Here is a 24,895-nt window from a genome sequence, read left to right as displayed (position 1 = left end):
GAAGGCTCAGCCGCGCCGCGTCAGCAGCAGGTAGAGCGCGTGCGGGTTCGTCACCGCGTAGCGCGGCAGCAGGCGCGCGGGTTCGAGGCTCGCGCGGTAGGCCCATTCGAGACCGAAGCGCTGCATCCAGTCCGGTGCCCGGCTGCGCGCGCCCGACAGGAAGTCGAACAGGCCGCCGGACGTCTTGATCACGCCGACGCCCGCGAGCGCCGCTTGCCAGCGCAGGGCGAAGGCCTGCTCGCGCGGCACGCCCATGCCGAGCCAGAGGATGTCGGGCTGCGCCCGCGCGATCGCTGCGACCTGCTCGGCCGCCTGCGCGCCCTCGATGTAGCCGTGATGGGCGCCCGCGAGCCGCAGGGTGGGATAACGGGCACGCACGTTCGCCGCGGCCCGTGCCATGCCAGCCTCCGTGGAGCCCAGCATGTAGAAGCTGAGGTCCAGCCGCACGGCCTCCTGGGCGACGTCGTGGAAGAGGTCCGTGGTCGCCACGCGCTCGGGCAGGCGGAGGGCGCGATCCCGCAGGTACGAGGCGAAGACCAGGGGGGCGCCGTCCGCGTGGATGAGGTCGCTCGTCTCGAACAGCCGCCGGATCTCTGGGTCGCGCGCGCAGAGCGAGAGGACCTGACCGTTGGCCGAGGTGATGATCGGGGGCGGCGCGTCGCGGCCCCGGCGGTCGAGGGCGAGATCGACCAGAAGGGCGGTCGCCTCCTCGCGCCCGTGCACCGCGATCGGCAGGCCGCCCAGGCCGACGCGCGGCACCGCCGCCAGGATCGGATCGCGGTGGAGGCCGCGCGGCGTCGCGCGCTCCGGCACCGCGGGCGAGCGGCGCGCCCGCGGCTCAGCGCGGCCGATTGCCTTCAACGGGATGCCCCGCCCGCGGCCTCGGCCAGGCCGTCCGCCGGGCGCCGCTCCCTGGCCGCCGTCGAAGTGGGTCTCAGCCATAGCGTCGCAGCGCCTTCCGATCGACCTTGTTGAGGATGATGCCGGCGAGGCTGCCGGGCGCGCGCCCGAACAGGTCGAGCGCCGCCTTGACGTCGTCGCGGCTCGTCCGGCCCCACTCGACCACCAGGGCCGTCCGGTCCGCGTGGGCGAGGAGCAGCCGTCCCTCGACGCCGCGCAGGAGGCTCGACCCGTCCAGCACGATCAGGTCGAAGCGGCGGCGCAGGTCCGCCACCGCCCGTCCGAGCGCCGGGCTGAAGAACAGCTCCGCGGCCTTGGGGTCGTCCCGAGCGATGCCGATGGGCAGGAAGCTGATCGCGTCGACGGTCCCGTGGTGGACGAAGTTGCCGGGATCGGACGCGTTGCGCAGCGCGTCGAGGAGGCCGGGGCTCTGTCCGGCCCGGCGGGAGCGGGTGAGGCGCGCGTCGCGCGTGTCGAGATCGACCAGCAGAACCTTGCGGCCCTGGGCCGCGAACGCCGCCGCGAGATGCTCGGCGACCGTCGACTTGCCCTCGCCCGGCAGCGCCGAGGTCACCAGCAGGGTGTCGCCGCTGCGCCCCGCGATGCCGCGCTGATCGAGTCCGGACCGGTCCAAGCCCTGTGCCCCGGCCCCGGCATTGAGCGGCAGGGCGAGCATCCGGATCGCCTCGTCGAAGCGCGCGTGCTCGCGGCTGTCGCCGATGAGCCGCGCGTGTCCGGAGCCGCCCTGGCCGCCATCGCGCCCCCCGCCCGCCGCGAGCCGGCTCGCGGAGACCCGCGGCAGGGTGCCGAGCAGGGGCACGCCGAGACCCCGCTCGACCGCGCCCGCGTGCCGCAGCCCCGGCTCCATCGCCTCGGCGGCCGCCGCCGCGCCGAGCCCGAGCACCAGCCCGCCCGCCAGGGCGACGAGGAGCAGGAGCCCGGTCTTCGGCGCGCTCGGCCGCAGGGGCGGGGCCGCGGGCGTGAGCACCCGCGCCTCGGCGCCGACGAGGTTCTGCTGCTCGCTCGTCTCCTTCTGGCGCAGCAGGTACTGCTCCAGGATGACCTTGCTGGCCTGCGCCTCGCGCTCCAGCTCGGCGAGCCGCACCCGCGCCTGGCCGCGCTGGGCGGCCTGCTTCTTGAGGCGCTCGAGGCTCGCCGTGAGGGTGCGCTCGCGCGCGCTCGCCGCCTCGGCCTCGTTGCGCAGCCCTTGCGCGAGGCGGCCGATCTCCGTCCGGATCTGGCCCGCGACGGTGCGGACCTGCGCCTCCGCGGCGCCGACGGCCGGATGGCGCGGGCCCAGATTGTTGCGCAGGTCCGCGAGTTGCGCGCCGAGCTGGGCGTATTGCTGGCGCAGGTTGGTCACGACGCTCGATTGCAGCGCCTCGGCGAGCGTGCCCCCGCCCTCGGCGCCGGAGGCCGTGGCCCGCCGCGCCTGCGCGTAGCGCGCGCCCGCTTCGGCACCCCGGGCCTGGGCCTGGGTGAGCTGCTGGCTCTGCTCGGCGATCTCGCGGTCGAGTAGGGTCTGAGCGGAGCCCAGATCGACGATGCCGTTCTGGTTCTTGAAGGTCGAGACCGCGCGCTCGGTGTCCCGCGCCCGCGCCCGCAGCTCGTCGAGGCGTCCGCCCAGCATGCCGGCGGCGTTCCTGGCCGCCTCCTGCTTCTGGCGCTGCTGGTCCGCCAGGTAGGCGCCGGCCAGCGCGTTGGCGACCTGCGCGGCGGTCTCGGCGGAGCCCGAGCTGTAGGCGATCTCCAGCACGTAGGTGAGGCCGCGGCGGCGCACGCGCAGACGCTCGCCGAAGCGCTGCAGCACCCGCTCCCGCTGCTCCGCCGCGCTCGGGGCGGGGGTGGCGAGGCCGAGGAGACCGCGCAGGCCGGCCGCGGCGCGCTCGATCGCCGAGGTCTCGCTCAGCTCGCCCGCGCGGTCGAGGCCGAGTTCGGCCACCACGCGCTTGGCGAGCGTGGAGGATTCCAGGATCTCGACCTGGCTCTCGACCGCCGCCGCGTCGGACCCGATGCCGCCGAGCACGACCTCGGATTGCGCCACCTTCTGCGTGCGCGGATCGACGATGAGGATCGCGGTGGCCGTGTAGGTCTTGGGCACCAGAGACAGGACGATTCCCGCCGTCACGACGCAGAGCAGCGCGACGCCCGCGATCAGCCACCAGCGCCGGGCGAGGAAGCGCCGGGCCGCCGCCAGGTCGACGATCGCGTCCGCCCGACCCTCCGAGCGACCTCTGTCGATCCGTGTCGAAAGATCGGCGTGCGCAACAGGGTAGAAGTGTTCAACCATCCCGATGTTCGGCTTCCGTGTATGGGTCGCTGATACGCCAGCATTCCCCAGGGCGGCTCGAATCTCACCATCTGTTACCTGAAGACGAACTCCTTTTATTCCAGATGTAGGCGACGGTGCGGCCCGTCTTTCGCGTAAGGATTGGTTAACAACGCTCGGACAGCCGGAAAAATGTACCCGTGGAAAACTACGTAGCGCCCGCCTGCGGCGTATTCAACGATCCGATCAGTGCGGGTTGGATCGTGTGGCCACGCCCCTAACTCAGGGCGCAACAGCACCGAACGGCCTCCGGAGGCCGTGGGTCCCCGGAGGATTGACGAACTTTGGAGTCTTCAATTCCGGACAGTTTGCCGCAGGACGGTCGGGGCGTGTCGCGCGCGGTGCTGGAGCACCTGCTCTTCCTGTGCGTGGCCGTCGCCCTGGTCGGCGTGCCGATCGTGGCGCACCTCGCGAGCCCGGCGGCGGCGATCGCGCTCTGCGCCGCGGGATCAATCGTCGCGGCGGTCTACGTGCGCGCGGCGGCGCCAGCGCTCCTGATCTTCGCCTACCAGTTCCAGAACCTGTTCGTGTCGCTGGTCTCGCCCTGGCTGGCGGACACGCCGGCCTTCAACGCCGCCCGCGGCTACAACTTCATCATCACCGCGACCTTCTGGCTGTGGATCGTCGGCGGGTACTGCCTCGCACCCCGGGCCCGGAGCCGGCGACTCGACGCTCTGCTCTGGCCGAGCGTTCTCGCGCTGGGGGTAATCGGCGTCTATTTCGGCCTCGGCCTCGCCCGCGATCCCTACGCGGCGGTGGTCTACCTGCGGAACGCCGTCACGCCCTTCCTGGTGTTCCAGCTCGCCCTGGTGGTCGCGGCGGATGGGCCGGGCGACCGGCTGCGCTTCCTGCGCGTGCCCGTCTACCTGCTCCTGGCCTACGGCTTGGCCGAGTTCCTGGCGCGCGACGCGCTGTTCGACCTGATCCGGGCCAACAGCTACATGACGTTCAGCCTCGCCGACATCGCGCGCTCGGGCGAGTGGATCGAGACGATGCGCAAGACCGGGCGCGTTTTGCGCGACCTGCAGGACACCCAGGTCGTCTCCTTCCTGAACACCGACCTGTTCGGCTTCTCCGCCCTGAAGATGTACCGGATGCTCGGGCCTAACTTCCACGCGATCAGCTTCGGCTACGGGCTGATGTTGGCCGCCTTCCTGCTGCTGCGCTGGCGCCAGCCCTTGCTCTTCTGCCTCGCGCTGTTGCTGCTGGTGCTGGTGGGTGCCAAGGGCGCGCTGGTCTGCCTCGGCCTGTGCTGCGCGGCGCTCCTCCTCGACCGCCTGCGCTCGGACGCGACGCTGCCGGTCTTTCTGGCGGTTCTCGTCCTCTACGCCTGCGCGGTGATCGTGACCGGGCGCGCGGGCGGCGACTACCACGTGCTGGGCCTGTTCGGCGGCCTGCACGCCTTCCTGGGCGCGCCCTGGGGCGCGGGCCTCGGGGCCGGCGGCAACCTCGCGGGCGACGCCACCCGGATCGACTGGGAGAAGGCGCAGGCGATCGGGCGCACGGATTGGCCGGTGGAGAGCGCCTTCGGTGTCCTGCTCTATCAGGTGGGCCCCGGCGTGCTCGTCCTCTGCGCCGTGCCGGTCTGCGCGGCGCTCGCTGCCTGGCGTCTGTCTCGGCGCTTGTTCCCGACTCTGCAGGGGCAGGCCCTCGCGCGGGACCTTCGGCTCTTCGCCCTCGGCGCCCTCGCGGTGACGTTGAACGGCCTCTTCCAGGAGGAAGCCTTGTTCGCACCCCTCGCGCTCGGAGGCATGATGATTGTGCTGGCCGACCGCCTGGGCGAGGGCCTCTGCCGTCTGCCCGCCGACGCGGGTTTGGCCGAGGCGCGCGCGGCCGGACGCCCGGCCCAGGGCAGCCCGGCATGAGGGGATTCGCGGTTCCAGGCCTGATCCCGCGCCTGCGCGATCTCGGGGCGCGACCCGGCCTGCGCGACCTCGCCCTGGCGCTTGTCCTCAAGGTCGGCGGCTCGGGCCTCGCCTTCGCGATGCTGACGCTCGCCGCCCGCGCGATGGGGCTGCACGAGTTTGGCGTCTTCGCCTACTGGTTCAGTGCCCTCTCCTTCGCGGCGGTCGCCGTCCTTCTCGGCCAGGAGGCGGCGATCATGATCGACTGGCAGCGGGCGCTCGACGCGGGCGGGCCCGCTGCCGCGCGGGCAGGCCTTCGCCGCTCGGCTCGCGTCGTCCTGCTCTCCGGCCTCGTGGGCGGCGCCGTCACGGCCTGCGCCGGGCACCTCGCCGGAGCCGGCTGGCTGTTCTCGGCGCTCGCCGGCACCTTCTCGGTGCTCCTCGCCGCCCTGGTCTACGGCACCCACGTCGCCCGCACCATAGCGGGGATCGCGCGGGGCGACGGGCAGTTCGAGCTGACTTGGCGCCTGTTTCCCACGGCTGGCGCGGCGCTCGCTCTGCTGGCGAGTGTGCCCTTCCACGCCGAGACCTTCTTCGCCTGGGCCGTCGGCGGCATCCTGGTGGCGCTGGGGATCCAGGCTGCGGGGATCGGTGCGGCCCTGCGCGGTGCCTCAGCCGGAATGGCGCCCGTAAAGGCGGCGCTCGATCCTCTCCCCGTCTGGGCGGCCCGCTCGGCGCGGCTCTGGCTCGGCGGCGTGCTCGACGCCGCAAACCAGTATGTCGATGTCTTCCTGATCGGCCTTCTGTTGAGCCCGGTCGAGGCGGGCCTCTACTACGCGGCCGCGCGGCTGGCCGCCCTGTTCGCGATCGTCTCGGCGGGCCTGCACGTCTTCTCCAGCCGGGAGATCGCGCGCCATGCCGCCGATCCCGCCGGCCCCGGCATGCGCGCGGCGCTCCGTCTCGTCGGCGGCGCGACGGCGTTGGCGGTCGGCGGCGGCGTCCTCGTCATCTTTGTCGGAGGGCAATGGCTGCTCGACCTGTTCGGGCAGGCCTTCCACGCCGCCTATCCGCCGCTGGTGATCCTCACCGTCGGCGTGGCGGCGATCGCCCTCGGCGGCCCGGTCCCGGCGGTGATGCGGCTCACCGGCCACGAGGCCGCCTACGCGCGGATCGCCGGGTACTTCGTCCTCGCTCGCTGTGCCTGCGTCGCCGCCGCGGCCCTGGCGGGCGGGCTGATCGGCGCGACGCTCGCGAGCGCCCTCTGCTCGCTCGCCTGCGCCGTCACTCTCAACGCGGTCTGCCGCCGACGGGTCGGCATCGACCCCTCCGTGCTCGGCCTGATCGGCGGCGCCGGACGCGCCCGCGAAACGCTGCCATGAGATCCTCGATGAGATCCTCGATGCAAGATGCCGGCGACGCGCAGCTCACCGAACCGCCCGGCGCCGGCACGCAGGCGCGGGTGCCGGCCGCCACGGGTCCGCACGTTCTCCTGGTTCAGCCTCAGGCGGAGAATGCCGGCGCCCAGGCCATCGCCCGCATGCTGGCGACGGCGCTGGCGGGACGCGGGTACCGCACTGGGCAGATCTTCTTCTACCGCAAGACCGGCGCCTTCGACGCGGAGCCGGGCGTCGCCTTCTGCGCCGCGGAGCGGCCCCGAACGCCGCTGGCCTTCCTGCGCTTCTTCCTCGACCTCGTACGCCGCATCCGCCGCGCGCGGCCCGACGCGGTGCTCTGCTTCCAGCACTACGGCAACATCATCGGAGCCGCCGCCGCGCGGCTGGCCGGCGTGCCCGTAGTGATCGCCAACCAGAACTCCGCCCGCGACACCACCCCGCCGCGCGCCCGTCTGGTCGACCGCTGGCTCGGCGCGCTCGGCCTCTACGGCCGCATCGTGGTGAACTCCCACGACTCGGCGGGCGACCTCGCGGATTATCCGGCGGGCTACCGTGCCCGCGTGGTGCATATCGACCACGGCTTCGTCGGCCGCGACAGCGCACTGACGCTGGCCGAGGCGCGTGCCCGCCTCGGCCTCGCCCTCCCGGCGGGCGGGCGCCTGCTCGGCTGCGTCGCGCGCCTGCACCCACTCAAGAACCTTGAGGCGGCCGTGCGGCTGCTGCCGCAGGATCCCGCCTGGCACCTCGCCCTGGCCGGCCAGGGCGCGGAGCGGGACGCGTTGGCCGGTCTCGCGCAGAGGCTCGGCTGCGCGGCGCGCCTGCATCTCGTCGGCGAGCTGCCGCCGGACCGGGTCGGCGACTTCCTGCGCGCGCTCGACGTCTTCGTGTTTCCCTCGCGCGCCGAGACCTTCGGCCTCGCGGCGGTGGAGGCGGCGCAGGCCGGCGTGCCGGTGGTAGCCAACGCCCTGCCGGTGCTGCGGGAGGTGCTGGCGACGGACGAGGGCCCCTGCGCCCTGTTCGTCGATACGGAGGACGGGGCCGCCTTCGCCGAAGCCGTGCACCGGCTGGAGCGCGAGCCGGACCTGGCCACCCGCCTCGTGCGCAGCGGCAGCGGCCTCGGCCGGCGCTTCCCGGTCGACACAATGGCCGAGGCCTACGACACCCTCCTGCGCGCGCGGATCGCCGCGTCTCGCCCGGCCTGATCTCATCGCAGGTGCGTACGGAGGAAATACAGTTTTCATCCCCGAATGACTTGGAATTTGATCTGTGCATGCTGAGGCCGGGCCGGGTGCCAGGGCGGTCGGGTCGATGCTATCGCTCGGGCCGTGACGATCGAAGACTCCTTCGCCGTCCGGGCGGCTGATCCTGGTCCTTGCGCCACCCCGGTTCTCCGCCTGCCCCGCGGCGGCCTTCGGCACTGGCATCTGCGCCTCGTCGCGGGCCTGCGCGCCGCGGGGGCGGCGCCGCGCGTGGCCTGGACCGAGGCCGAGCCGCCGCCGGCCGGGATGGAGACGCTGTTCGCGCTGGAGCGCCTGCTCCAGCCCCGGCCAGGCCCCCGCCCGAGCGAGGGCACGACACCCGGCGCGGCGGAGCTGCCCGAGGATGACGGCACCGGCTCCGTCCGCATCGCCCTGCCGGGCGCGGCGGAGGCCGGCGCGGCGGCCTGGACGATCCTGTTCGACGGCCGCCCCGGCGAGGCCGGGCTGCTGCAGGCCCTGCTGCGCGGCGGGGCGCCGCTCGTCGAGGTCGTCGGCGGAGGCGCCGTGCTCGCCGCGGGGCGGCCCTCCGTCGAGGCCGCCGCCAATCTTTGCGAGGCCTACGAGGCGGTCACGGCGCGCCTCACGCCCATCCTTGCCGCCGCCCTGCTGCGGCCCACCCCCTCGGCGCCCGCCGCACCGCGCCCCGACCGAGGCCGCCCGCTCGCCGCGCACGCCCTGCGGCGGCTGGGGCGGATGCTCGCGCGGCGCCTCTACCATCTCTGCTTCTATGCCCCCCACTGGCGCACCGGCTGGCGCTTCAGCCGCGGCGCCACCGTCTGGGACAGCGCGGAACTCGGCGGCGAGCCGTGGCGGGTGCTGCCGGATCCCGGCCATCGCTTCTACGCGGATCCCTTCCTATTCCACTGGCAGGGCAGGACCCACCTCTTCGTGGAGGATCTCGACCACCGCACCGGCAAGGGCGTGATCTCGGCCGTCGCCTTCGGGCCGGAGGGGCCGCGCGGCGCGCCGGAACCCGTGCTGGAGGAACCCTTCCACCTCTCCTACCCGTTCGTGTTCGCCCATGACGGCGCGGTCTGGATGATCCCCGAGACCTCGCAGAACCGCACGGTCTCGCTCTACCGGGCCGATCCCTACCCGCATCGCTGGGTGCGCGTGCGGGATCTCCTCACCGATCTCGTGGCGAGCGACGCGACGCCGATCCGCTTCGCGGGGCGCTGGTGGATGTTCGCCACCCTTCACGACGGCGCGGGCGCGCACTCGGACATGCTCGGCCTGTTCCTGGCGGACGACCTCGTCGGCCCCTGGCGCCCGCACCGCGCCAACCCGCCGCTGATCGATGCGGGTGCGGCCCGTCCGGCCGGCGCGATGATGGTGCGCGACGGCCGCCTCTGGCGCCCGGTCCAGGACTGCACCCGCCTCTACGGGGGGGCGCTGGGCCTCGCCGAGGTCACGATGCTGACGGAGACGGCGTTCGCGCAGACCGTGCGCGCGCGCATCGCCCCCGGCCCGGCCTGGCCCGGCCGCCGCCTCCACACGCTGAACGCGGCGGCCGGGATCGAGGTGATCGACGGCTCGGCAGCGCCGCTGCGCCTGTTCCACCGGCCCTGAATGACGCGGTGTGGAGAGCGCGCTGGCGAGGGGAAGCGTCGGCGGTTCGGGGGACGCCGCGGCCGGGCTGTCGTGCGATTGAGACGATCGCAACATCACCTTGCTTCGACAGGATCGACCTTCGTGACTTCGCCACTGTGATGACCGATCATCGGTACGGACAAGGTTACACAAAGGTGCTGGGACAGAGGCGAGGTTCCGGAACACCGTCCCGATGCCCTTGCCCTTCCGCGACCCCCATCCCCTTGCCGAAACCGTAACTCAAGGCTACTCAACCTCCAGACTTCTGCCGCCGCTTCCGTCGACCGCGCCGGGCACGACGTCAGATATCCCGCTCAAGGGGTCGATGTTCTTGAGGATGGGCCTGTAGCTCAATGGTTAGAGCCGACCGCTCATAACGGTCTGGTTGCAGGTTCGAGTCCTGCCGGGCCCACCACAAATTGCGATCGCTCTATCCATTGTCATAGCCTGCTCTCGGGCATGTAGAGCCGAAGTGACGGCCGCCCCAGGCCAGTGATGACGCGCTCATCGCGTGTCGAGATAAGGGTCATGCCTTTGTCCGGAGCATGCAAAGGGTTGTGGCCGGGACGCGCCTGGCATGAATGACATCCGTACCGAGATCCTCAGTGGAAGCCGGGCCTTCCAGGATGACGGCGCCAACCTTGTTCGAAAGCTTCGCCAGGGCGCGGCTGTCATCACTGCGCACAGATCAGCGCCTCGGCTGCCAGCGCTTCCTGGTCGGCGAATAGGCCGTGGAAGGCGTAGGTCAGGGCGGCCTCCGATGTGATGTCGGCGATGCTGACCTCATTCAGCCCGCGCTCCCGGAACAACCGGGAGGCGACCCCGATTTCGCACGCTCTTCTGCGGCTCGGGAGACCTGTGCGATCGCGCTCGTGATCCCTGCGCCTGCCGGAATCCGAAGAAAGATCGTTCCCGGCAGGCCCGCGGGGGGGCTGGGGCGGGCCTGCCGGGACACCGCGCGCAACGATGGATCGTCCGCGCGATCTCTGCTTGAAGGTCGCGGCCGTCAGGCCGATGCACCGGCCGCGGCCGTGCGGCCGGCGCCCTCGGGCTGCGCCGCCGCCTCGCTCGGCCGCCGCACCCGGAACCAGAGGGCGTAGAGGGCCGGCAGGAACAGCAGGGTCAGCAGGGTGCCGACGCCGACGCCGCCGATCAGCACGTAAGCCAGCGCCCCCCAGAACACGGAGTGGGTGAGCGGGATGAAGGCCAGCATCGCGGCCGCGGCCGTCAGGATGACGGGTCGCGCCCGGCGCACGGTGGATTCCACGATGGCATCGTAGTCCGACAGGCCCGCCGCGCGGTCGTGATGGATCTGGTCCACGAGGATCAGCGTGTTGCGCATCAGGATGCCCGACAGGGCGATCAGCCCGAGGATCGCGTTGAAGCCGAAGGGCTGATGGAAGATCAGCAGCGTCGGTGCGGCGCCCACGAGGCCGAGCGGAGCGGTGGCGAAGACCATGAACATGGTCGTGAACGAGCGCACCTGCAGCATGATGACCGTCAGCGTCACGAACAGCATCAGCGGGAAGACGAGCACCAGCGACTTCATCGCCTTCTCGCTCTCCTCCACGGCGCCGGCGGTGTCGATGCGGTAGCCCGGCGGCATCTTCGCCTTGATCGGATCGAGCAGAGGCGCGACCTGCGCGTGGATGTCGGGCGGCTGCCGGCCGTCGAGCACGTCGCCCTGCACCCGTATGTAGGTCTCGCGGTTGTAGCGCTTCAGGACCGCGTCCTCCGTGCGGCTCTCCAGCCGCGCGACCTGCGACAGCGGCACCTGGCGCCCGTCCTTCGTGGCGAGGGTCAGGTCGCCGATCTCGCCGAGCGAGCGCCGCTCGGGGCCGGGGCTGCGCAGGAGCACGTCCACGGAGCGCAGGTTCTCGCGCACCTGCGTGGCGGGCGTGCCGTTGAGGTAGTTCTGCAGCTGCTGGCCGGCCTCCTTCGGGGTCAGGCCGATCAGGCGCAGGCGCTCCTGGTCGAGCGCGAGGTGCAGGCTCGGGGTCTTGTTGCCCCAGTCGAGGTGGACCATGCGCATGTTCGGGTTCGTGGCCATCGCCTCGGCGACCTCGGCGGCGATGCGGCGGATGACGTCGAGATCCGGCCCGACCACCCGGAAGGCCACGGGGAAGCGCACCGGCGGCCCGAACACGATCTGCAGCACCCGCACCCGCGCCTCGGGGAAGCGCCCCGCGTCGACGAGCTTGCGCACCTTGACCCTGAGCGCGTCGCGGGCGGCGGCGTCGGCCGTCTGCACCACGATCTGCGCGAAGGCCGGGTCGGGCAGTTCGGGATCGAACGAGAGCACGAAGCGCGGCATGCCCTGGCCGATATAGCTCGTGATCTCGCGCGCCTCCGGCAGCTCGCGCACGGCCGCCTCGACCCGCTTCACGCTGGCCTCGGTGGTGCCGAAGGCGGAGCCCGCCGGCAGCGTCACCTCGACGATGAGCTCCGCCCGCTCCGAGTTCGGGAAGAACTGCTGCTCGACACGGCCCATGGCCACCACGGCGAGCCCGAACAGGCCGACGGTGATGCCGGCGGCCCACCACTTGTGGTCGACCGAGAGGCGCACCACGCGGCGCAGGCGCTCGTAGTTCCTGGTGGCGTAGATCGCGTCGTGGCCGCCCTCGACCTTCTTGATGTTGGGCAGGAGCTTGACGCCGAGATAGGGCGTGAAGGTCACGGCCACGATCCACGAGATGATCAGCGAGAAGGCCACCACCCAGAAGATGTTGCCCGCGTACTCGCCCGCCGTGGAGGCGGCGAAGCCCACCGGCAGGAAGCCCGCGATGGTGACGAGCGTGCCGGTCAGCATCGGCGCGGCGGTGGCGCTCCAGGCGTAGGTCGCCGCCGCGATCCGGTCGGCCCCCTCCTCCATGCGCACCACCATCATCTCGATGGCGATGATCGCGTCGTCCACGAGGAGACCCAGCGAGATGATCAGGGCGCCCAACGTGATGCGGTCGAAGTCGCGGCCCGTGAGCATCATCACCACGAACACCGCCGAGAGCGTCAGCGGCACGGCCAGCGCCACCACGATGCCGACCCGGAAGCCGAGCGCCACGAGGCTGACCACGATCACCACCGAGAGGGCGGTGAAGAACTTGACCATGAACTCGTGGATGGCCTCGTCGATGACCTTGGCCTGGTCGGTGATCTTGGTGAAGCCGATGCCGGTGGGCAGCTCGTGGTGGATCGCCACTTCCTCGGCGTTGAGCGCCTCGCCGAGGCTCAGGCCGTTGAAGCCGGGCTTCATCACGACGCCGAGCATCAGGGCCGGCTCGCCGTCGTTGCGGATCTCGAAGGCCTTCGGATCCTCGTAGCCGCGCTTGACCTCGGCGATGTCGCCGAGCTTGAGGCTGCGCTCGCCCGCCGCCACCGGCAGGTTTCGGATCGCGTCGAGGCCGTCGATGGCACCGTCGAGCCGGAGATAGACGCGCGGACCCGCCGCCTCCACGAAACCCGCGGGCGTCACGTCGTTCTGGTTGGCGAGCGAGGCCAGGAGCTGCTGGCCGGTGATGCCGAGCGTGGCGAGTCGCTGGTAGGAGACCTCCACGAAGATCTTCTGGGCCTGCTCGCCCAGGATGTTGATCTTCTCGACGCCGGGCACGCGCAGCAGGCGCTGGCGCAGGTCCTCGGCGCGCGTCACGAGGTGCCGGTGCGGCAGGCCCTGGGCCTGGAGCGCGTAGAGGGCGAAGTAGATGTCCGAGAACTCGTCGTTGAACAGCGGGCCCATCACGCCGCGCGGCAGGCTCGAGGCCTGGTCGGAGAGCTTCTTGCGCGCCTGGTAGAACTCCGACTGCAGCTTGGCGGGCGGCATGTTGTCCCGGAAGAAGACCTTCATCAGCATCAGGCCGGGGCGCACGGTCGTCTCGACGCGGTCGTAGTAGACGAGTTCCTGCAGGCGCTTCTCGAGCGGGTCGGCGACCTGACGCTGCATCTCGTCGGTGTTTGCGCCGGGCCAGGCGGCCGAGACCGACATCACCTTCACGGTGAAGGTCGGGTCCTCGGCGCGGCCGAGCTTCTCGAAGGCGAAGAACCCGGCCGCGGTGACCGCGAGGAGGAGGAAGAGCGTGACCGCGCGCTCGCGGACGGCCAGCGCCGAGAGGTTGAAGGCGGAGGGGCTCATCGCGCGACACCCGTCATGCTGGAGGGCGCCAGCCGGACCTTCTGGTCGGCCTTCAGCAGGTGCGCGCCGAGCGCCACGATCCGGTCGCCGGGATCGAGGCCGCCGACCACCTCGGCGCTCTCCTCGCCCATGCGGGCGACCTGCACGACCCGGGGGCGCACCGTGCCGGTGGCGGCGTCGAGCCGCCACACGGCGGTGCCGCCGCCCTGGTCGAAGAGGGCGCCGAGCGGCACCGCGAGGGTCTCGGGCCGCCCGGCCGCGGCCGGCTTCAGCTGCAGGGTCACGGTGGCGCCGAGGGGCGCGGCCTCGCCGCCGCCCGAGAGGATGTAGCGGGCGCGGTAGGTGCGGGTCACCGGATCGGCGGTGGCCGAGAGTTCCCTGAGCCGCGCCGGGTAGGTCGCCTCGCCCTCGGCGTAGAGGGTGGCCGAGGCCGCCCCCTTCGCGAGGCCCCGGCTGCCCTCGGGCAGGAAGACCTCCGCCTCACGCGCGCCGTCGCGGGCGAGCTTGACCACAGTCTGGCCCGCGGCGACCACCTCTCCGGGATAGGAGGGGACCTCCATGACGATCCCGTCGGCATCGGCCTGCAGTTCGGCATAGCCCGCCTGGTTGGCGATCTGGCGGGCCTGGGCCTCAGCGCTGGCGAGCTGGGCGACGGCCGCGTCGGCGGCGGCCTTGTTCTGGTCGTAGGTCTGCTTGGAGGTCCAGCCGTCGCCGACCAGCTTGCGGCTGCGCTCCTCGTCGGCCCGGGTCTTGATCATCTGGGCGCGGGCCGCCTCGACGGAGGCCTGCGCGGCGTTGAGCGCGAGGTTGAAATCCGTCGGGTCGAGACGCATCAGCGGCTGGCCGAGCCGGACGCGGTCGCCCGGATCCACGAGGCGCTCGAAGATCTTGCCGCCGACCCGGAAGCCGAGATTACTCTCAGTCCGGGCGCGCACGACGCCGGTGAAGCGGGCCACGCCGGCCGAGGCGCGGGCGACCTCGATCGTCTGCACCAGCGGCGGCTCGGGCGCCACGGCGGTCTCGCCGGGCGAGCAGGAAGCGAGCGGCAGGGCAGCCAGCACCAGAAGCCATCTCGTCGTCATCACCGATCTCCCGACAGCCGACGCAGCGGCCATCAAAACATTATGACAATCATCTATTATGGGGCGATCGCCGCGTCAACGGCGATCTTCCGGGCGGCGCCACCGGCGCCGGGCCTCAGTCCAGCCGGAGGCTGCGCAGCTTCGATCCGGCGGCTTGGCCCGAATCCCCGGCGCCGATCGCGCCGATCCGGCCCTCCGAGACCCAGACCCGGTCGCCGACGATCGTCAGGCCGCTGGGGCCGTCGAATCGCCGCACGTCCTCGATCACGGCCTCCTCGCCCCGGATCGTGACGCGACTGAGCGGACCCGCACCTTCGACCATGAGGAACCCGGTCCGGTGTGGCTTCAGGCCGTCGGGGAACTTGAGGGGGCGCGAGGTGGCAAGCTTCGTGATCCGCCCCGCGCGACCGCCCTCGACGGCGACGCGGAAGAGTTCGCCGGTCATGAAGGTGTTCACGTAGAGATCGCCGTCCGTCCCGAAGGCGATGCCGTCGAGGCCGCCCTTCAGCGCGGGGTCCTCGGCGAAGATCTCGAACTCGGCCGCGCCCGGCTTCAGCCGGAGGATCTGGGGCGAGGCCGTGTTCGTCACGTAGAGCGCGCCGTCGCTGCCGAGGGCGAAGTCGTTCGCGATGGAGCGCGGATCGGGCAGGCGGACGGAGGATTTCAGCGCCCCAGTGCGCAGGTCGAGCGCCTTGACCCAGGCGCCCTCGGTTCCGCTCGGCCCCGGGATCCTGAGCATCGAGGCGTCGTTCGATGCGACCCAGAGCGTCCCGCTGGGCTCGTCGACGAGCACGCCGAAGGTCGAGCGCGTCCCGTGGCTGCCGGGTGCCAGGAACGGGGTGACGGCCCCGCTGCCGGCATCCACCCTCAGGACCCCGCCCTCCGTGATGCTGCTGACGTAGAGATTGCCCTTCGCGTCGGCCGCGACGTTCTCGGGATGCCGGCCGGAGGCCGGAAGCGCGATCTCGTCCGGCCCCGCCGCGCTGCCGGGATCGCTCAGGGCGAGGGTGCCGCATGCGAGGAGCAGCCGCAGGGCGGCGCGTGGCAGGACGTTGCGCATCATGGCGTTGTCTCCGACGGATTATTGGGTGGGGCCGGTATCCGGCCGCCCGCGTCTCTGTCCGGTCTCGCCGATCGCGATGCCCGGTCCGCGCTTCGCCTATATAAATGACGCATGTAATTTAAAAGGTCAATCCGGACCGCCCTGCAGGCGTCGGGCCCGGGCTGGCATGCCGCGCGTCCGCCACGGGCACGGGCGCGTTCGGCCGCCTCGCGAACCATTCCGAGGCGTGCGGCTTATCTCCGATCCTGGGAGGATCCATGATCGCCAAGCCCGACGCGCCCGATCTCGCGCGCTCCGACCTGCTGCAACGGCCCCCGCAAGGGCGCGTCGTCGGCACGACCACCAGGCCGCTCATCGTGACGCCGACCTTCGTCTCGCGCACCGACGCGACGCCCGACGACGAGCGCCCGCGCGATGCCGGTTCGGGCGTCGGCCCCGCCGGCCGGGAGGTCACCCATCCGGACCGGCACCCCTCGGCACTCGCCCTGGAGCCGGACCCGAACCGCGCCTTCGAGCACTGGGACGAATACTGGCGCAAGGTCCACGGGCCCAAATTCGCCTACGCGGAGCCCGGCACTTCGAACGACCGGGTGCTGCGCTACGACCAAGTGCACCGGATCGCCTCGGGCCCCTCCTCCGCCTCCCGGCCGCCCTACAGGGCCATGGTCGAAGCGGACGGCAAGCTCGTCCACGACCCGGCCGCGCGCGTGCCGGCCTACCGCCGCCCGAGCTGGGACGGGTTCGCCTACATCGCCTACGGCGCGGAGGAGGACATCGAGGCGGTGCTCGGCCAGGAGCAGTACGCCGAGCGGATCATCGCGGACGAGCGCACGGCGTTCCGGATGGTCACCCGCGAGATCGCGCGCGAGTACATCCTCATCCCGAGCGCGCGGCACCGCGATCCGGTGAGTCTGGTGAAGATCCACCGCCGCCGGCCGGACCTGTCCCGCGGGGAGTTCCAGGCGCGCTGGCTCTCGGAGCATGGCGACCTCGTCGTCGGACAGCCGGCGACGACGGAGTTCGTCCGGCGCTATGCCCAGTTGCATCCCTTCGGCTCGACCCAGGACGATCCGGAGGGCTCGAAGATCGACGGCATCTCCGTCCTCTCCTTCGCCAGCCTGAACGATGTCGAGGACTACCTCGTCACCGCCGATTACGCGGCCATCGAGGCGGCGGAGGCCGAGCTTGCCGACCCGGACGTGTCCGAGTTCTGGACGGCGGTGAACTACAGCGTGATCAACCGCCTCGTGCCCGAACGCGCCACGGAGCGGTGACGGGCGACGGCCGGGACGGGATCAGCTCATCCGCTCGACGGCGAGTGCCGTCGCCTCGCCGCCGCCGATGCAGAGCGCGGCGATGCCCCGCTTGAGCCCGTAGGATTCGAGCGCCGCGAGAAGGGTGACGACGACCCGGGCACCGGACGCTCCGATCGGATGCCCGAGCGCGCAGGCGCCGCCGTGGACGTTCACCTTGTCGGCGGGTAGATCCAGATCGTGCATCGCGGCCATCGCCACGACGGCGAAGGCCTCATTGATCTCGAACAGGTCGACCTCGGCCAGGTCCCAGCCGATGCTCTCGGAGAGCTTGCGCAGCGCGCCTACCGGTGCCGTCGGGAAGCGGTTCGGGGCGTCGGCATGCGTCGCGTGCCCGACGATCGCGGCGAGCGGCGCGAGCTCGCGCCGCTCCGCCTCCGATCGACGCATCATCACCAGGGCCGCGGCCCCGTCCGAGATCGAGGACGCGTTGGCGGCGGTGACCGTGCCCCCCTCGCGGAAGGCCGGCTTCAGGGACGGGATCTTCTCCGGCCGCGCCTTGCCCGGCTGCTCGTCGGCAGCCACGGTACGCTGGGCCTTGCCCGCGCCGACCGTGATCGGCGCGATCTCGCGCGCGAAGAACCCTTCCGCCTGCGCCCTCTGCGCCCGCGTCAGGGAGGTCAGCGCGAAGGCGTCCTGTGCCTGGCGGGTGAACTGATAACTCTGGGCGCAATCCTCCGCGAAGGCACCCATCAGGCTGCCCCGGTCGTAGGCGTCCTCCAGGCCGTCGAGGAACATGTGATCGACGACGCGGCCGTGGCCCATGCGGTAGCCCGCCCGCGCCCGGTCGAGCAGGTAGGGCGCGTTGCTCATGCTCTCCATGCCGCCGGCCACCGCGATGGCGGCGCTGCCGGCCCGCAGCAGGTCGTGGGCGAGCATGGCGGCCTTCATGCCGGAGCCGCACATCTTGTTGACGGTCGTCGCACCGGTCGAGAGCGGCAGGCCGGCGCCGAGCGCGGCCTGCCGGGCCGGAGCCTGACCCTGGCCGGCGGAGAGGACGCAGCCGAAGACCACCTCCTCCACGGCCTGCGCGGGCAGGCCCGCCCGCTCGACCGCCGCCCGTATGGCGGCCGCCCCGAGATCCGGTGCGGCGAGCGTGCCGAGGTCGCCCTGGAATCCCCCGATGGGTGTCCTGGCCGATCCGACGATGACGATGGGGTCTTGGTCGCGCATCCGGGATCCTTTCGGGATGGAGGGATTCATCGGGGCGCCATGCGCAGGGCGCCGTCGAGGCGGATGGTCTCGCCGTTCAGCATGGTGTTCGTGCAGACATGCTCGACGAGGGCGGCGAACTCGGCTGGGTGCCCGAGGCGCTTGGGGAACGGCACGCCGTCCGCGAGGCTCGCCTGAACCTCCGGAGGCATCCCGGCCATCATGGGCGTCTCGAAGATGCCGGGGGCGATCGTGACGACGCGGATGCCGAAGCGCGCCAGCTCGCGAGCGACCGGGAGGGTAAGGGCCGCCACGCCCCCCTTCGAGGCCGCGTAGGCGGCCTGCCCGATCTGGCCGTCGAAGGCCGCGATCGACGCGGTATTGACGATGACACCGCGCTCCCCGTCGGCGCCCGGCTCCTCCTTCGCGATCGCGTCGGCGGCCAGGCGGATCATGTTGAAGGTTCCGACGAGGTTGACGCCGACCGCCCGGGCGAAGCTCTCCAGCGCGTGCGGGCCGGTGCGGCCCAGCACCCGCTCGCTCGGGGCTATGCCCGCGCAGTTCACGAGACCGTGCAGATGCCCAAACGCGTCGAGGGCGAGCCGCACGGCTGAGGCGCCCTGATCTGCGTCGGTGACGTCCGTCCGCGCGAAGCGGGCGCTCGCGCCGATCTCCGCGACGACGCGCCGGCCCGCCTCCTCGGCGACATCGGCGACGACGACGCGGCCGCCCCCCTCTGCCAGCCGCCGGACGACGGCCGCGCCGAGGCCCGAGCCCGCACCCGTGACGAGAAAGACGTGGTCCTTGATCCGCATCGTGGGCTCGATCCGTTCTGAGGCCGGTCCGGTACCCGGACGGGGCTTGCGTGCATCGAGGGGACGTCCGCGGTCGCCGGCACGCGACCGCCGCCCGCCTCATTCGTGGAGCCGCGCGACGGCATCGACCGGCTTGCGCTCGCTCACCGGGGTCTTCTCCGGCGCATCAAGATCGGCACATCCCATCGTCATACCGGACAGCATGATGTCGCAGGTTCGCCGATCGGGCCAGCGCGTCCATCCGAGCAGGCGGCGCAGATCGTGGAGCATCGCCTCCGGAACATCGCGTGTGAACGGGTGAATGTCCTCTGCCACGAGGACATCTCCTGTGGTTTGCAGATGTCATCCGTCTCTTTGCAAGGTAGCGTGTCACAACGATCCCGGACCTGGACGGATCCCTCCGGACCTTGCGCGTACCGGCCGGACCATGGGCAGCCTCGACGAGCGGACGAGTTCTGCTCGTCTGGAAGCGTGGACACCGTCGAGCCCGCGAAAGAGCGCTATCGGCCTCGCGGCGCACCGCCTCCGCGCATCGAGGGCCCCAGTCGCCGCAGGAGATGCAAGCCATGGAGAATGCCTGCCGATGCCGTGCGTGAGATGCTCGTGCCGGTGATCAAGATTCCGCTCCGCCGAAGTCAATGCAGCTCCGGGATAACGCCCACACGCTGATAACCGTGAGCCGGTGGAGACGTCCCGCATCAGGGTCAATTTCACGGATGCTTGATTGGCGTGTTGCAGCCTGGAGGCGCAACAGTCGAGTGCGCCGAAGGCCAGCCGTCACGACAGGTCTGGGTTTGGCAGTCCGCAGTTGGAACACTGATGACACGGAACCTTGAGCCCGCTCCTATCGATGGCATGGAGGCCTGCATCCACCGCGCCACGAGCGCGTCGTCCCACATCATCGACGATGCAGATCCCGTGGCCGAGTTGGCTCGGCTCAGCCGATCGCATCACGAGCGGGCGATCCTGCCCAAGGTCCCGCTTCATGCCGAAGCGCTGGACGCCGCCTTGGTTGCGGCCGAGTTCGATCCGACGCCTCCGGCAAAGGATTGATGTCCCCGCCTCGTCGGGACCGAGCGTATGACAACGATGGTTCTCTGAGTCCCTAGGGTCGCAGGGAGCCGTCGCCCGATCCTGGGCAAGGTAGGGTGGCGCGATCCGAACCGGTCCGGTGCCGCCATCCCTAGGCTCAGGCCATGCCGACAGCGCGCGAAAGCGCCTACTTCGATGGTCCCGAAAAAGAAAAAGCCCCCGAGAAGGGGGCCGTTTTCTTGACCATCACGAGCATCGTGATGGTGGGCGCGACAGGGATCGAACCTGTGACCCCTACCATGTCAATGATCTTCCCAGGGTGGAACGCACGGAAATCATTGGATTTCTCCTCCGAGCCGTTCCGGCAAAAGGGCCTGATGTTCCGGCCCCGTTCACGGTTCCTGGTTCGCCGAACCAGCGGGAACTACCAGGATGGCGCGCCGGTCGTCTAGGGCTGGATCGTGGTCCCGGGCTCCGCGCAACCATAGATCCCTGTGCAAAGTTGGCGCGTGTCTTCACGTGCACCCATCTCACTAATCACCAAGCGGCGGCTCGCCGCCACCGAGGCGCTGCAGGCCGGGCACCGGGCCGCAGGTCGCGGCATTGAGGCCGCGGCCTGCGAGATCCGCGCCCAGGCGCTCCGAGAGGCAATCGCGATCATCCGGGCCCGCGCGCTTCCGGCGCTGGAGACCTACCAGAGCCAGGGCGTGCGTCACGCTGAGCGGCCAGAGAGGAGCACCAGCCGATGACCGACCCGCTCTCATACCGCCTGCACCGCTGGCTCTACGACAAGCGACTACGGGCTTGGACGGGCGGTTAGCTTATTCAAAATGATCGAACTTATAGATTTTCTTAACGGGAATTTGCCAGGATCTGCAAAGAATTTGCAATCTGGTTTTGTCTCACGCTATTAATTACGCTGAACGCCTCAACCTGTGCTCTCGCCCTTCCCGCTTTTGGCCCTCGTACGAATCCAAACGTGAGACGATCCACATTTTTGTTAGATGCGCTTAATAACGAGCCAGGACCTTCGAAAGTGGTTAGTTTCCAAGTCGGCCCTGTGGCAGTGAGCTGTGCATCGACAGTAAAGGTAATTGAACCGCCGAACACCCCGGTTGGTCCATCCTTGCTCCAAACTTTGAACGGTCCCGCCGTATTTTTCATTGCAAAAAAATGTTTGAGACCGAGTGTTCCTGATAAATTCGTATCGGCTGGTAGCTTACAATTATCGTTGAGTCTGGTCTGACTAAGCTCTGCAAGCGAAAAAGTAAGGTATGTTGTGAAATTTTGCTCTCTTGAGCGCTCATAAGAAAAACCTGTCGCAAAGGTGAGAGGCGCCTGAATAAACGAGAATGCTGGCGCCACCTTGCCATCTTGCGTTACCGACAAGCTCAACTCTACAACTGCCTGAATATCCTGCTCAATAATCTGCACTCGATCCAGCTCTGTTCCATCCCCGCCGGCGATTTCAACCAGTTCGCAGCGAATACGCTGCACGATAGAGGCAACAGTAGGCGCAGTCTCAGTCTCAGAAACTCGCCTGTAGGGAACATCGAAGGCAGGGACGGTATTCACACAACCGCCAATCAAGGGACAGGCGGCGGTCGCTGAAATAAATGCAACGAGCCTACTGATGCATCGTGAGCAGCTCATTGTCACCCTCCAACTTTTTCGATTTCATAATCCCTTCCGAACTGGTCAAAAACCTCGCCCCACAAAATATTATTTAGCCATACAGGACCGTATACCAGCACTCTACCTCCATTCCGATATATTTTACCAGATACTTTTTTTCCTCTATTGCGCTTGCTTCTTACAAGTTCTGTTACGAAAATTTCCAGCTCCTGATCTTTGGATCTTTGCTGCGGTGTAACGTCAATATCTAACGGAAATTCGGCTCTAAGATTATTACGTGCAATATGAGACTCTTCGACAGCTGCTGCAGACGGTGCCCTAGGAGTGGATGCCGGCTGCGCTACCGTAGACTCCGGAGTTGGCGTAGCAGAGGGTGGCTGCGCCGCCGTCTGCTTATCGGCAAAAGTTTTGAGGTATTTCAGTAATTTTTCGATTAGATCTATATAAATGAAGAGCATGACAGCCACCCATCATTCATCAGATTTCAACTCAGCAGATTACTGTGATTCCAGCAAGGCTTCACATGCATAAATTCAATGATAGTAGCACAAAAGTCACAGTTGATGCGAGGGGCGTTGTCCACAACTTAGTAGACAACGGTCCCATTACGTGTGCTGCCGGGCGTGCTTGGGAAGCTGCAGAATGCAGTCCCCGCAGCCTCTTCATATGCTCAGTTACATAGTGGAGCTGAGGTGAGCTGCTGAACCCGCCGACAAATCCACGCCGCCGGTTGCGCGCGGCCTGCTCCTCCGTGCAACGTGTTCGCCATCCCGGGCACGGCACCCGATTCGAGATCGTCGGGGTAGGGTGTGAGCGACACAGAGGACCGGGGCGGGCGAGAGCTTGTGCTAAACGCCAAGACCCCTGTGACCTCGTGAGGGCGAAGGCGCTCACCAGAGAGGATGTGGACGCCGCGATCGCCGCCCATCCGACCGCGCCGGGGATCCTGGCCGATCCCGCGACGGGGAAGGGCTGGCGGCGCACGATGCTCCGCACGGCGATCCTGATGGGTCGGCCGGAGAAGGCGTGAGGGAGCCACTATGGCGCTGAGGGATATCGCCCTGATCTGGCTCCGTCCGCCAGCGAAGCCGCCGGCGAGCACACAGGAAGGCCGGGTGCCCTACCCGACCCTCCGGGCGGCGATTATCGCGTCCCGCACCCCTCCGGCCGACGGGCTGAAGCCGTGGCTGAGGGTCGGCACAGGTTTCGGATCCACAGTCCTGGATGAGCAGGGCATCGCCGTGCTGGTGGCGGCCTTCGAGGCCGGCCACCAGGGAGGACCCGTCTAAGCCATCGCAACGGGTAGCTCGCTGACCTGCGTCGTGTAGCGCGGCGTCCGCATCTTGAACTTCGTGTTCCAATCCCGCTTCTCCAGCACGCCGGCCCGGGCCGGCACGACGGCGCCCGCGCCCCAGCGGGCGTTGCAGGTGTCAATCGCCGCCATCAGCGGGCCCGAGCGCTCCCGATCCATCTGCCCGATCAGTGCCCGCGGGCTATCCTCCAGACGCATGAGGTCGGTGGTGATGACGCCGGCCTTGCTGTAGCGCCACGGCCGCTCATCCGGCTCGCGCCATGTCTTGGCGACGCCCAGCAGCGCGGCCTTGATCAGCACCAGCGAATCGCTGGTGGCCTCCGGCAGCGTGACGGTCGTGGAGACCGAACGCATCGGGTCGCCCCGGTCGTGCTCGCTCGTGTGGTAGAAGACGCTGACGTGGTTGGTCGCGAGTCCGCCGCGGCGCAGTTTCTCCCCGAGCCGCGTCGCGTGCGTCGAGACCGCCTGCTCCAGTTCGGTCCGGTCGGTGATCCGGCGCGAGAACGAGCGGGTGACTGCGCAGCCCTTGCGCTGGGCCGGCATCATCTCGAGCGGCAAGCAGGCCAGCCCCCGCAGCTCGTGGATGATGCGCTCGCCCACCACCGTCATCGCCTTTCGCACGGGCCGCGGGTCGAGATCGCGCAGGTCCGCCACCGTGTCGACGCCGAGCGCCTCGAGCTTGGCGAGCGAGGCGCGGCCGATGCCCCAGACCTCCGAGACCGAGATTCGGCAGAGCCAGTGGTCGTAGGCCACCGGGTCGCTCAGGTCGCACACCCCTTCGAGGTCCGGCACCGTCTTCGCGATGTGGTTGGCGAGCTTGGCGAGCGTCTTGGTCGGGCCGATGCCCACGCAGGTCGGGATCCCGGTCCAGGCGCGGACCGTGGCGTGCAGGTCCCGGGCGAGCTCGACGCGCCGGTCCGCCCGCACGTCGGAGAAGTCGAGGAAGCTCTCGTCGATGGAGTAGATCTCCACGCGGGGCGAGAAGTCCCGGTACACCGCATTGGTGCGGGCGCTCATGTCGCCGTAGAGCGTGTAGTTCGAGGAGAACACCCGCACGCCCTGTGCCCGGCACATCTCCCGGATCTTGAAGAAGGGGTCGCCCAGGCGGATGCCGAGCGCCTTCGCCTCGGCCGTGCGGGCGATGGCGCAACCGTCGTTGTTCGAGAGCACGATGACGGGCACGCCCGCGAGCTTCGGGTCGAACACGCGCTCGCACGAGCAGTAGAAGGAGTTGCCGTCGATCAGCGCCAGCGCCCGCCCGCCGCCGACCGCGTCCCTGGCCGCGCTCATGCGCGGGCCAGGGCGCGCCGGGCCACGTGCCAGCGGATCGAGAAGGTGACGACGCCCCAGATCGAGGCCTCGGCAAACTCCTCGACCGCAAAGGTCGGAAGGTCCGGGTTCTCGAAAGCGAGGCGCGCGACGTTGCCCTCGATGATGAGGCGCTTGATCGACATCTGCCCGTCGATCGCCGCGACGACGATGCTGTGATGCCCGGCCTTCAGGCTCCGATCCACGCAGGCAAGGTCGCGGTCGAAGATGCCGGCGCCGCGCATGCTCTCGCCGCTGATCTGCCAGAGGAAGGTGGCCGGCGGGTTCGGCACCAGCCAGCGCGGCAGCTCGAGCACACCCTCCAGGAAGTCGTCGGCGGGTGAGGGGAAGCCGGCGCACAGCCTCTGGCCGAGGATCGGCACGCGGACCGTGGCGGCGCCATCGACGGGAAGCTCTGTGACGCGAACGAGGCTCACGCGCGCTCGCTCGGTTCGAGCGGGGCGCCGCGCACGTAGCCGCGCGAGATTAGCCAGTCCCGGCGCAAGTATCGGCGCTCGGCTTCGGCCAGATCCGTGAGTGCGTCCGCCACCGCCTGAACAAGGGCCGCCCAGGTGTCGCCGCCCGCCGCTCGCGCGTACGCACTGGCGATCCGCTCGGCTTTAGATGACGGCGTTTCGAAAGGTTGGCCGTGCATCCGCGCGTCTCCACAAACCAGAACGTTTGCAGAACAAGCAGAAGTGCCGCACCCGGTTCAACATCCGTGTCCGCTGCAATCGGCGCGCC

General features: G+C 69.7%; 23 protein-coding genes and 1 tRNA gene. 10 read left to right on the top strand and 14 right to left on the bottom strand.

Annotated features, from left to right (window positions below; all coding sequences use genetic code 11):
• Positions 1-6: 6 nt before the first annotated feature.
• Positions 7-942, bottom strand: coding sequence for a WecB/TagA/CpsF family glycosyltransferase (locus tag DK427_RS13110; RefSeq protein ID WP_109951655.1), 936 nt, complete (start codon positions 940-942; stop codon positions 7-9).
• A complete protein-coding gene (locus tag DK427_RS13105; RefSeq protein WP_109951654.1) occupies positions 935-3,190 on the bottom strand; it encodes a GumC family protein in 2,256 nt (751 codons plus the stop codon). Before DK427_RS13105 ends, DK427_RS13110 begins: the two co-directional genes overlap by 8 nt.
• 368 nt (positions 3,191-3,558) lie before the next feature.
• Here DK427_RS13105 and DK427_RS13100 point away from each other — a divergent pair, with 368 nt between their 5' ends.
• From DK427_RS13100 to DK427_RS13080, 5 genes are all read left to right on the top strand, one after another.
• Positions 3,559-5,094 carry a hypothetical protein gene (locus DK427_RS13100; RefSeq protein WP_109951653.1) on the top strand — a complete coding sequence of 512 codons (1,536 nt, stop codon included), beginning with the start codon at positions 3,559-3,561 and terminating at the stop codon, positions 5,092-5,094.
• Positions 5,091-6,452 carry a lipopolysaccharide biosynthesis protein gene (locus tag DK427_RS13095; RefSeq protein ID WP_109951652.1) on the top strand — a complete coding sequence of 454 codons (1,362 nt, stop codon included), beginning with the start codon at positions 5,091-5,093 and terminating at the stop codon, positions 6,450-6,452. The genes DK427_RS13100 and DK427_RS13095 overlap by 4 nt, the downstream gene beginning before the upstream one ends.
• 20 nt (positions 6,453-6,472) lie before the next feature.
• Positions 6,473-7,669, top strand: a complete 1,197-nt coding sequence (locus tag DK427_RS13090) for a glycosyltransferase family 4 protein (protein ID WP_109951651.1) — start codon at positions 6,473-6,475, stop codon at positions 7,667-7,669.
• A 123-nt stretch (positions 7,670-7,792) separates the two neighbouring features.
• Positions 7,793-9,295 carry a glucosamine inositolphosphorylceramide transferase family protein gene (locus DK427_RS13085; protein ID WP_109951650.1) on the top strand — a complete coding sequence of 501 codons (1,503 nt, stop codon included), beginning with the start codon at positions 7,793-7,795 and terminating at the stop codon, positions 9,293-9,295.
• A 360-nt stretch (positions 9,296-9,655) separates the two neighbouring features.
• Positions 9,656-9,731, top strand: a tRNA-Ile gene (locus DK427_RS13080).
• A 259-nt stretch (positions 9,732-9,990) separates the two neighbouring features.
• Here the strand turns inward: DK427_RS13080 and DK427_RS27365 are convergent.
• The 4 genes from DK427_RS27365 to DK427_RS13065 form a co-directional block, all read right to left on the bottom strand.
• A complete protein-coding gene (locus tag DK427_RS27365) occupies positions 9,991-10,125 on the bottom strand; it encodes a hypothetical protein (RefSeq protein WP_281276950.1) in 135 nt (44 codons plus the stop codon).
• Positions 10,126-10,322: 197 nt separating this feature from the next.
• A complete protein-coding gene (locus DK427_RS13075; protein WP_109951649.1) occupies positions 10,323-13,439 on the bottom strand; it encodes an efflux RND transporter permease subunit in 3,117 nt (1,038 codons plus the stop codon).
• Positions 13,436-14,521, bottom strand: coding sequence for an efflux RND transporter periplasmic adaptor subunit (locus tag DK427_RS13070; RefSeq protein ID WP_109951648.1), 1,086 nt, complete (start codon positions 14,519-14,521; stop codon positions 13,436-13,438). Before DK427_RS13070 ends, DK427_RS13075 begins: the two co-directional genes overlap by 4 nt.
• A 115-nt stretch (positions 14,522-14,636) precedes the next feature.
• Positions 14,637-15,584 carry a Vgb family protein gene (locus tag DK427_RS13065; protein WP_109951647.1) on the bottom strand — a complete coding sequence of 316 codons (948 nt, stop codon included), beginning with the start codon at positions 15,582-15,584 and terminating at the stop codon, positions 14,637-14,639.
• Positions 15,585-15,841: 257 nt separating this feature from the next.
• Between DK427_RS13065 and DK427_RS13060 the strand changes: the two genes are divergently transcribed.
• A complete protein-coding gene (locus DK427_RS13060) occupies positions 15,842-16,858 on the top strand; it encodes an EthD domain-containing protein (protein ID WP_109951646.1) in 1,017 nt (338 codons plus the stop codon).
• A gap of 21 nt (positions 16,859-16,879) precedes the next feature.
• Here DK427_RS13060 and DK427_RS13055 read toward each other — a convergent pair whose 3' ends face one another.
• The 3 genes from DK427_RS13055 to DK427_RS26340 all read right to left on the bottom strand — a co-directional run bounded on the left by DK427_RS13055 (position 16,880) and on the right by DK427_RS26340 (position 19,179).
• Complete coding sequence (locus DK427_RS13055; protein ID WP_109951645.1) at positions 16,880-18,070, bottom strand: acetyl-CoA C-acyltransferase; 1,191 nt, start codon at positions 18,068-18,070, stop codon at positions 16,880-16,882.
• Between the two features lie 26 nt (positions 18,071-18,096).
• Positions 18,097-18,864: a 3-hydroxyacyl-CoA dehydrogenase gene (locus DK427_RS13050; RefSeq protein WP_109951644.1), complete on the bottom strand. Its 768-nt coding sequence runs from the start codon at positions 18,862-18,864 to the stop codon at positions 18,097-18,099.
• 99 nt (positions 18,865-18,963) lie between these two features.
• Positions 18,964-19,179, bottom strand: coding sequence for a hypothetical protein (locus tag DK427_RS26340; protein ID WP_162559794.1), 216 nt, complete (start codon positions 19,177-19,179; stop codon positions 18,964-18,966).
• 504 nt (positions 19,180-19,683) lie between these two features.
• Between DK427_RS26340 and DK427_RS13045 the strand changes: the two genes are divergently transcribed.
• A complete protein-coding gene (locus DK427_RS13045; RefSeq protein WP_162559793.1) occupies positions 19,684-19,917 on the top strand; it encodes a hypothetical protein in 234 nt (77 codons plus the stop codon).
• Between the two features lie 143 nt (positions 19,918-20,060).
• On the top strand, positions 20,061-20,348 hold the full coding sequence (locus DK427_RS26335) for a hypothetical protein (RefSeq protein WP_162559792.1): 288 nt from the start codon (positions 20,061-20,063) through the stop codon (positions 20,346-20,348).
• A 400-nt stretch (positions 20,349-20,748) separates the two neighbouring features.
• On the opposite strand, the gene DK427_RS26330 is transcribed toward DK427_RS26335, so the two are convergent.
• Both DK427_RS26330 and DK427_RS26325 read right to left on the bottom strand, forming a co-directional pair.
• Positions 20,749-21,393, bottom strand: coding sequence for a hypothetical protein (locus DK427_RS26330; protein WP_162559791.1), 645 nt, complete (start codon positions 21,391-21,393; stop codon positions 20,749-20,751).
• A 158-nt stretch (positions 21,394-21,551) separates the two neighbouring features.
• Positions 21,552-21,998: a DUF3597 domain-containing protein gene (locus tag DK427_RS26325; protein ID WP_162559790.1), complete on the bottom strand. Its 447-nt coding sequence runs from the start codon at positions 21,996-21,998 to the stop codon at positions 21,552-21,554.
• Positions 21,999-22,435: 437 nt separating this feature from the next.
• Between DK427_RS26325 and DK427_RS27360 the strand changes: the two genes are divergently transcribed.
• Complete coding sequence (locus tag DK427_RS27360) at positions 22,436-22,561, top strand: hypothetical protein (RefSeq protein WP_281276949.1); 126 nt, start codon at positions 22,436-22,438, stop codon at positions 22,559-22,561.
• A 10-nt stretch (positions 22,562-22,571) separates the two neighbouring features.
• Positions 22,572-22,820, top strand: coding sequence for a hypothetical protein (locus DK427_RS13035; protein ID WP_109951641.1), 249 nt, complete (start codon positions 22,572-22,574; stop codon positions 22,818-22,820).
• On the opposite strand, the gene DK427_RS13030 is transcribed toward DK427_RS13035, so the two are convergent.
• The 3 genes from DK427_RS13030 to DK427_RS13020 are packed head-to-tail and all read right to left on the bottom strand — an operon-like array spanning position 22,817 to position 24,806.
• On the bottom strand, positions 22,817-24,133 hold the full coding sequence (locus DK427_RS13030; protein ID WP_109951640.1) for a Y-family DNA polymerase: 1,317 nt from the start codon (positions 24,131-24,133) through the stop codon (positions 22,817-22,819). The two genes, DK427_RS13035 and DK427_RS13030, sit on opposite strands and share 4 nt — an antisense overlap.
• Complete coding sequence (locus DK427_RS13025; protein ID WP_109951639.1) at positions 24,130-24,588, bottom strand: LexA family protein; 459 nt, start codon at positions 24,586-24,588, stop codon at positions 24,130-24,132. Before DK427_RS13025 ends, DK427_RS13030 begins: the two co-directional genes overlap by 4 nt.
• A complete protein-coding gene (locus tag DK427_RS13020) occupies positions 24,585-24,806 on the bottom strand; it encodes a hypothetical protein (protein WP_109951638.1) in 222 nt (73 codons plus the stop codon). The genes DK427_RS13025 and DK427_RS13020 overlap by 4 nt, the downstream gene beginning before the upstream one ends.
• Positions 24,807-24,895: the final 89 nt, after the last annotated feature.

Origin of the sequence: Methylobacterium radiodurans, assembly GCF_003173735.1 — a bacterium.
Classification (GTDB): Bacteria; Pseudomonadota; Alphaproteobacteria; order Rhizobiales; family Beijerinckiaceae; genus Methylobacterium; species Methylobacterium radiodurans.
Note: the sequence above shows the minus strand (reverse complement) of the source record. Positions and strands in the feature narration are given on the sequence as shown.

Coding starts and splice junctions, on each gene's coding strand:
- DK427_RS26335 (WP_162559792.1), top strand. CDS start 20,061: ATGCCGACAGCGCGCGAAAGCGCCTACTTCGATGGTCCCGAAAAAGAA.
- DK427_RS13105 (WP_109951654.1), bottom strand. CDS start 3,190: ATGGTTGAACACTTCTACCCTGTTGCGCACGCCGATCTTTCGACACGG.
- DK427_RS13060 (WP_109951646.1), top strand. CDS start 15,842: ATGATCGCCAAGCCCGACGCGCCCGATCTCGCGCGCTCCGACCTGCTG.
- DK427_RS13045 (WP_162559793.1), top strand. CDS start 19,684: ATGACACGGAACCTTGAGCCCGCTCCTATCGATGGCATGGAGGCCTGC.
- DK427_RS13110 (WP_109951655.1), bottom strand. CDS start 942: ATGGCTGAGACCCACTTCGACGGCGGCCAGGGAGCGGCGCCCGGCGGA.
- DK427_RS13095 (WP_109951652.1), top strand. CDS start 5,091: ATGAGGGGATTCGCGGTTCCAGGCCTGATCCCGCGCCTGCGCGATCTC.
- DK427_RS13050 (WP_109951644.1), bottom strand. CDS start 18,864: ATGCGGATCAAGGACCACGTCTTTCTCGTCACGGGTGCGGGCTCGGGC.
- DK427_RS13070 (WP_109951648.1), bottom strand. CDS start 14,521: ATGACGACGAGATGGCTTCTGGTGCTGGCTGCCCTGCCGCTCGCTTCC.
- DK427_RS13090 (WP_109951651.1), top strand. CDS start 6,473: ATGCAAGATGCCGGCGACGCGCAGCTCACCGAACCGCCCGGCGCCGGC.
- DK427_RS13020 (WP_109951638.1), bottom strand. CDS start 24,806: ATGCACGGCCAACCTTTCGAAACGCCGTCATCTAAAGCCGAGCGGATC.
- DK427_RS13075 (WP_109951649.1), bottom strand. CDS start 13,439: ATGAGCCCCTCCGCCTTCAACCTCTCGGCGCTGGCCGTCCGCGAGCGC.
- DK427_RS13065 (WP_109951647.1), bottom strand. CDS start 15,584: ATGATGCGCAACGTCCTGCCACGCGCCGCCCTGCGGCTGCTCCTCGCA.
- DK427_RS13035 (WP_109951641.1), top strand. CDS start 22,572: ATGGCGCTGAGGGATATCGCCCTGATCTGGCTCCGTCCGCCAGCGAAG.
- DK427_RS13030 (WP_109951640.1), bottom strand. CDS start 24,133: ATGAGCGCGGCCAGGGACGCGGTCGGCGGCGGGCGGGCGCTGGCGCTG.
- DK427_RS13055 (WP_109951645.1), bottom strand. CDS start 18,070: ATGCGCGACCAAGACCCCATCGTCATCGTCGGATCGGCCAGGACACCC.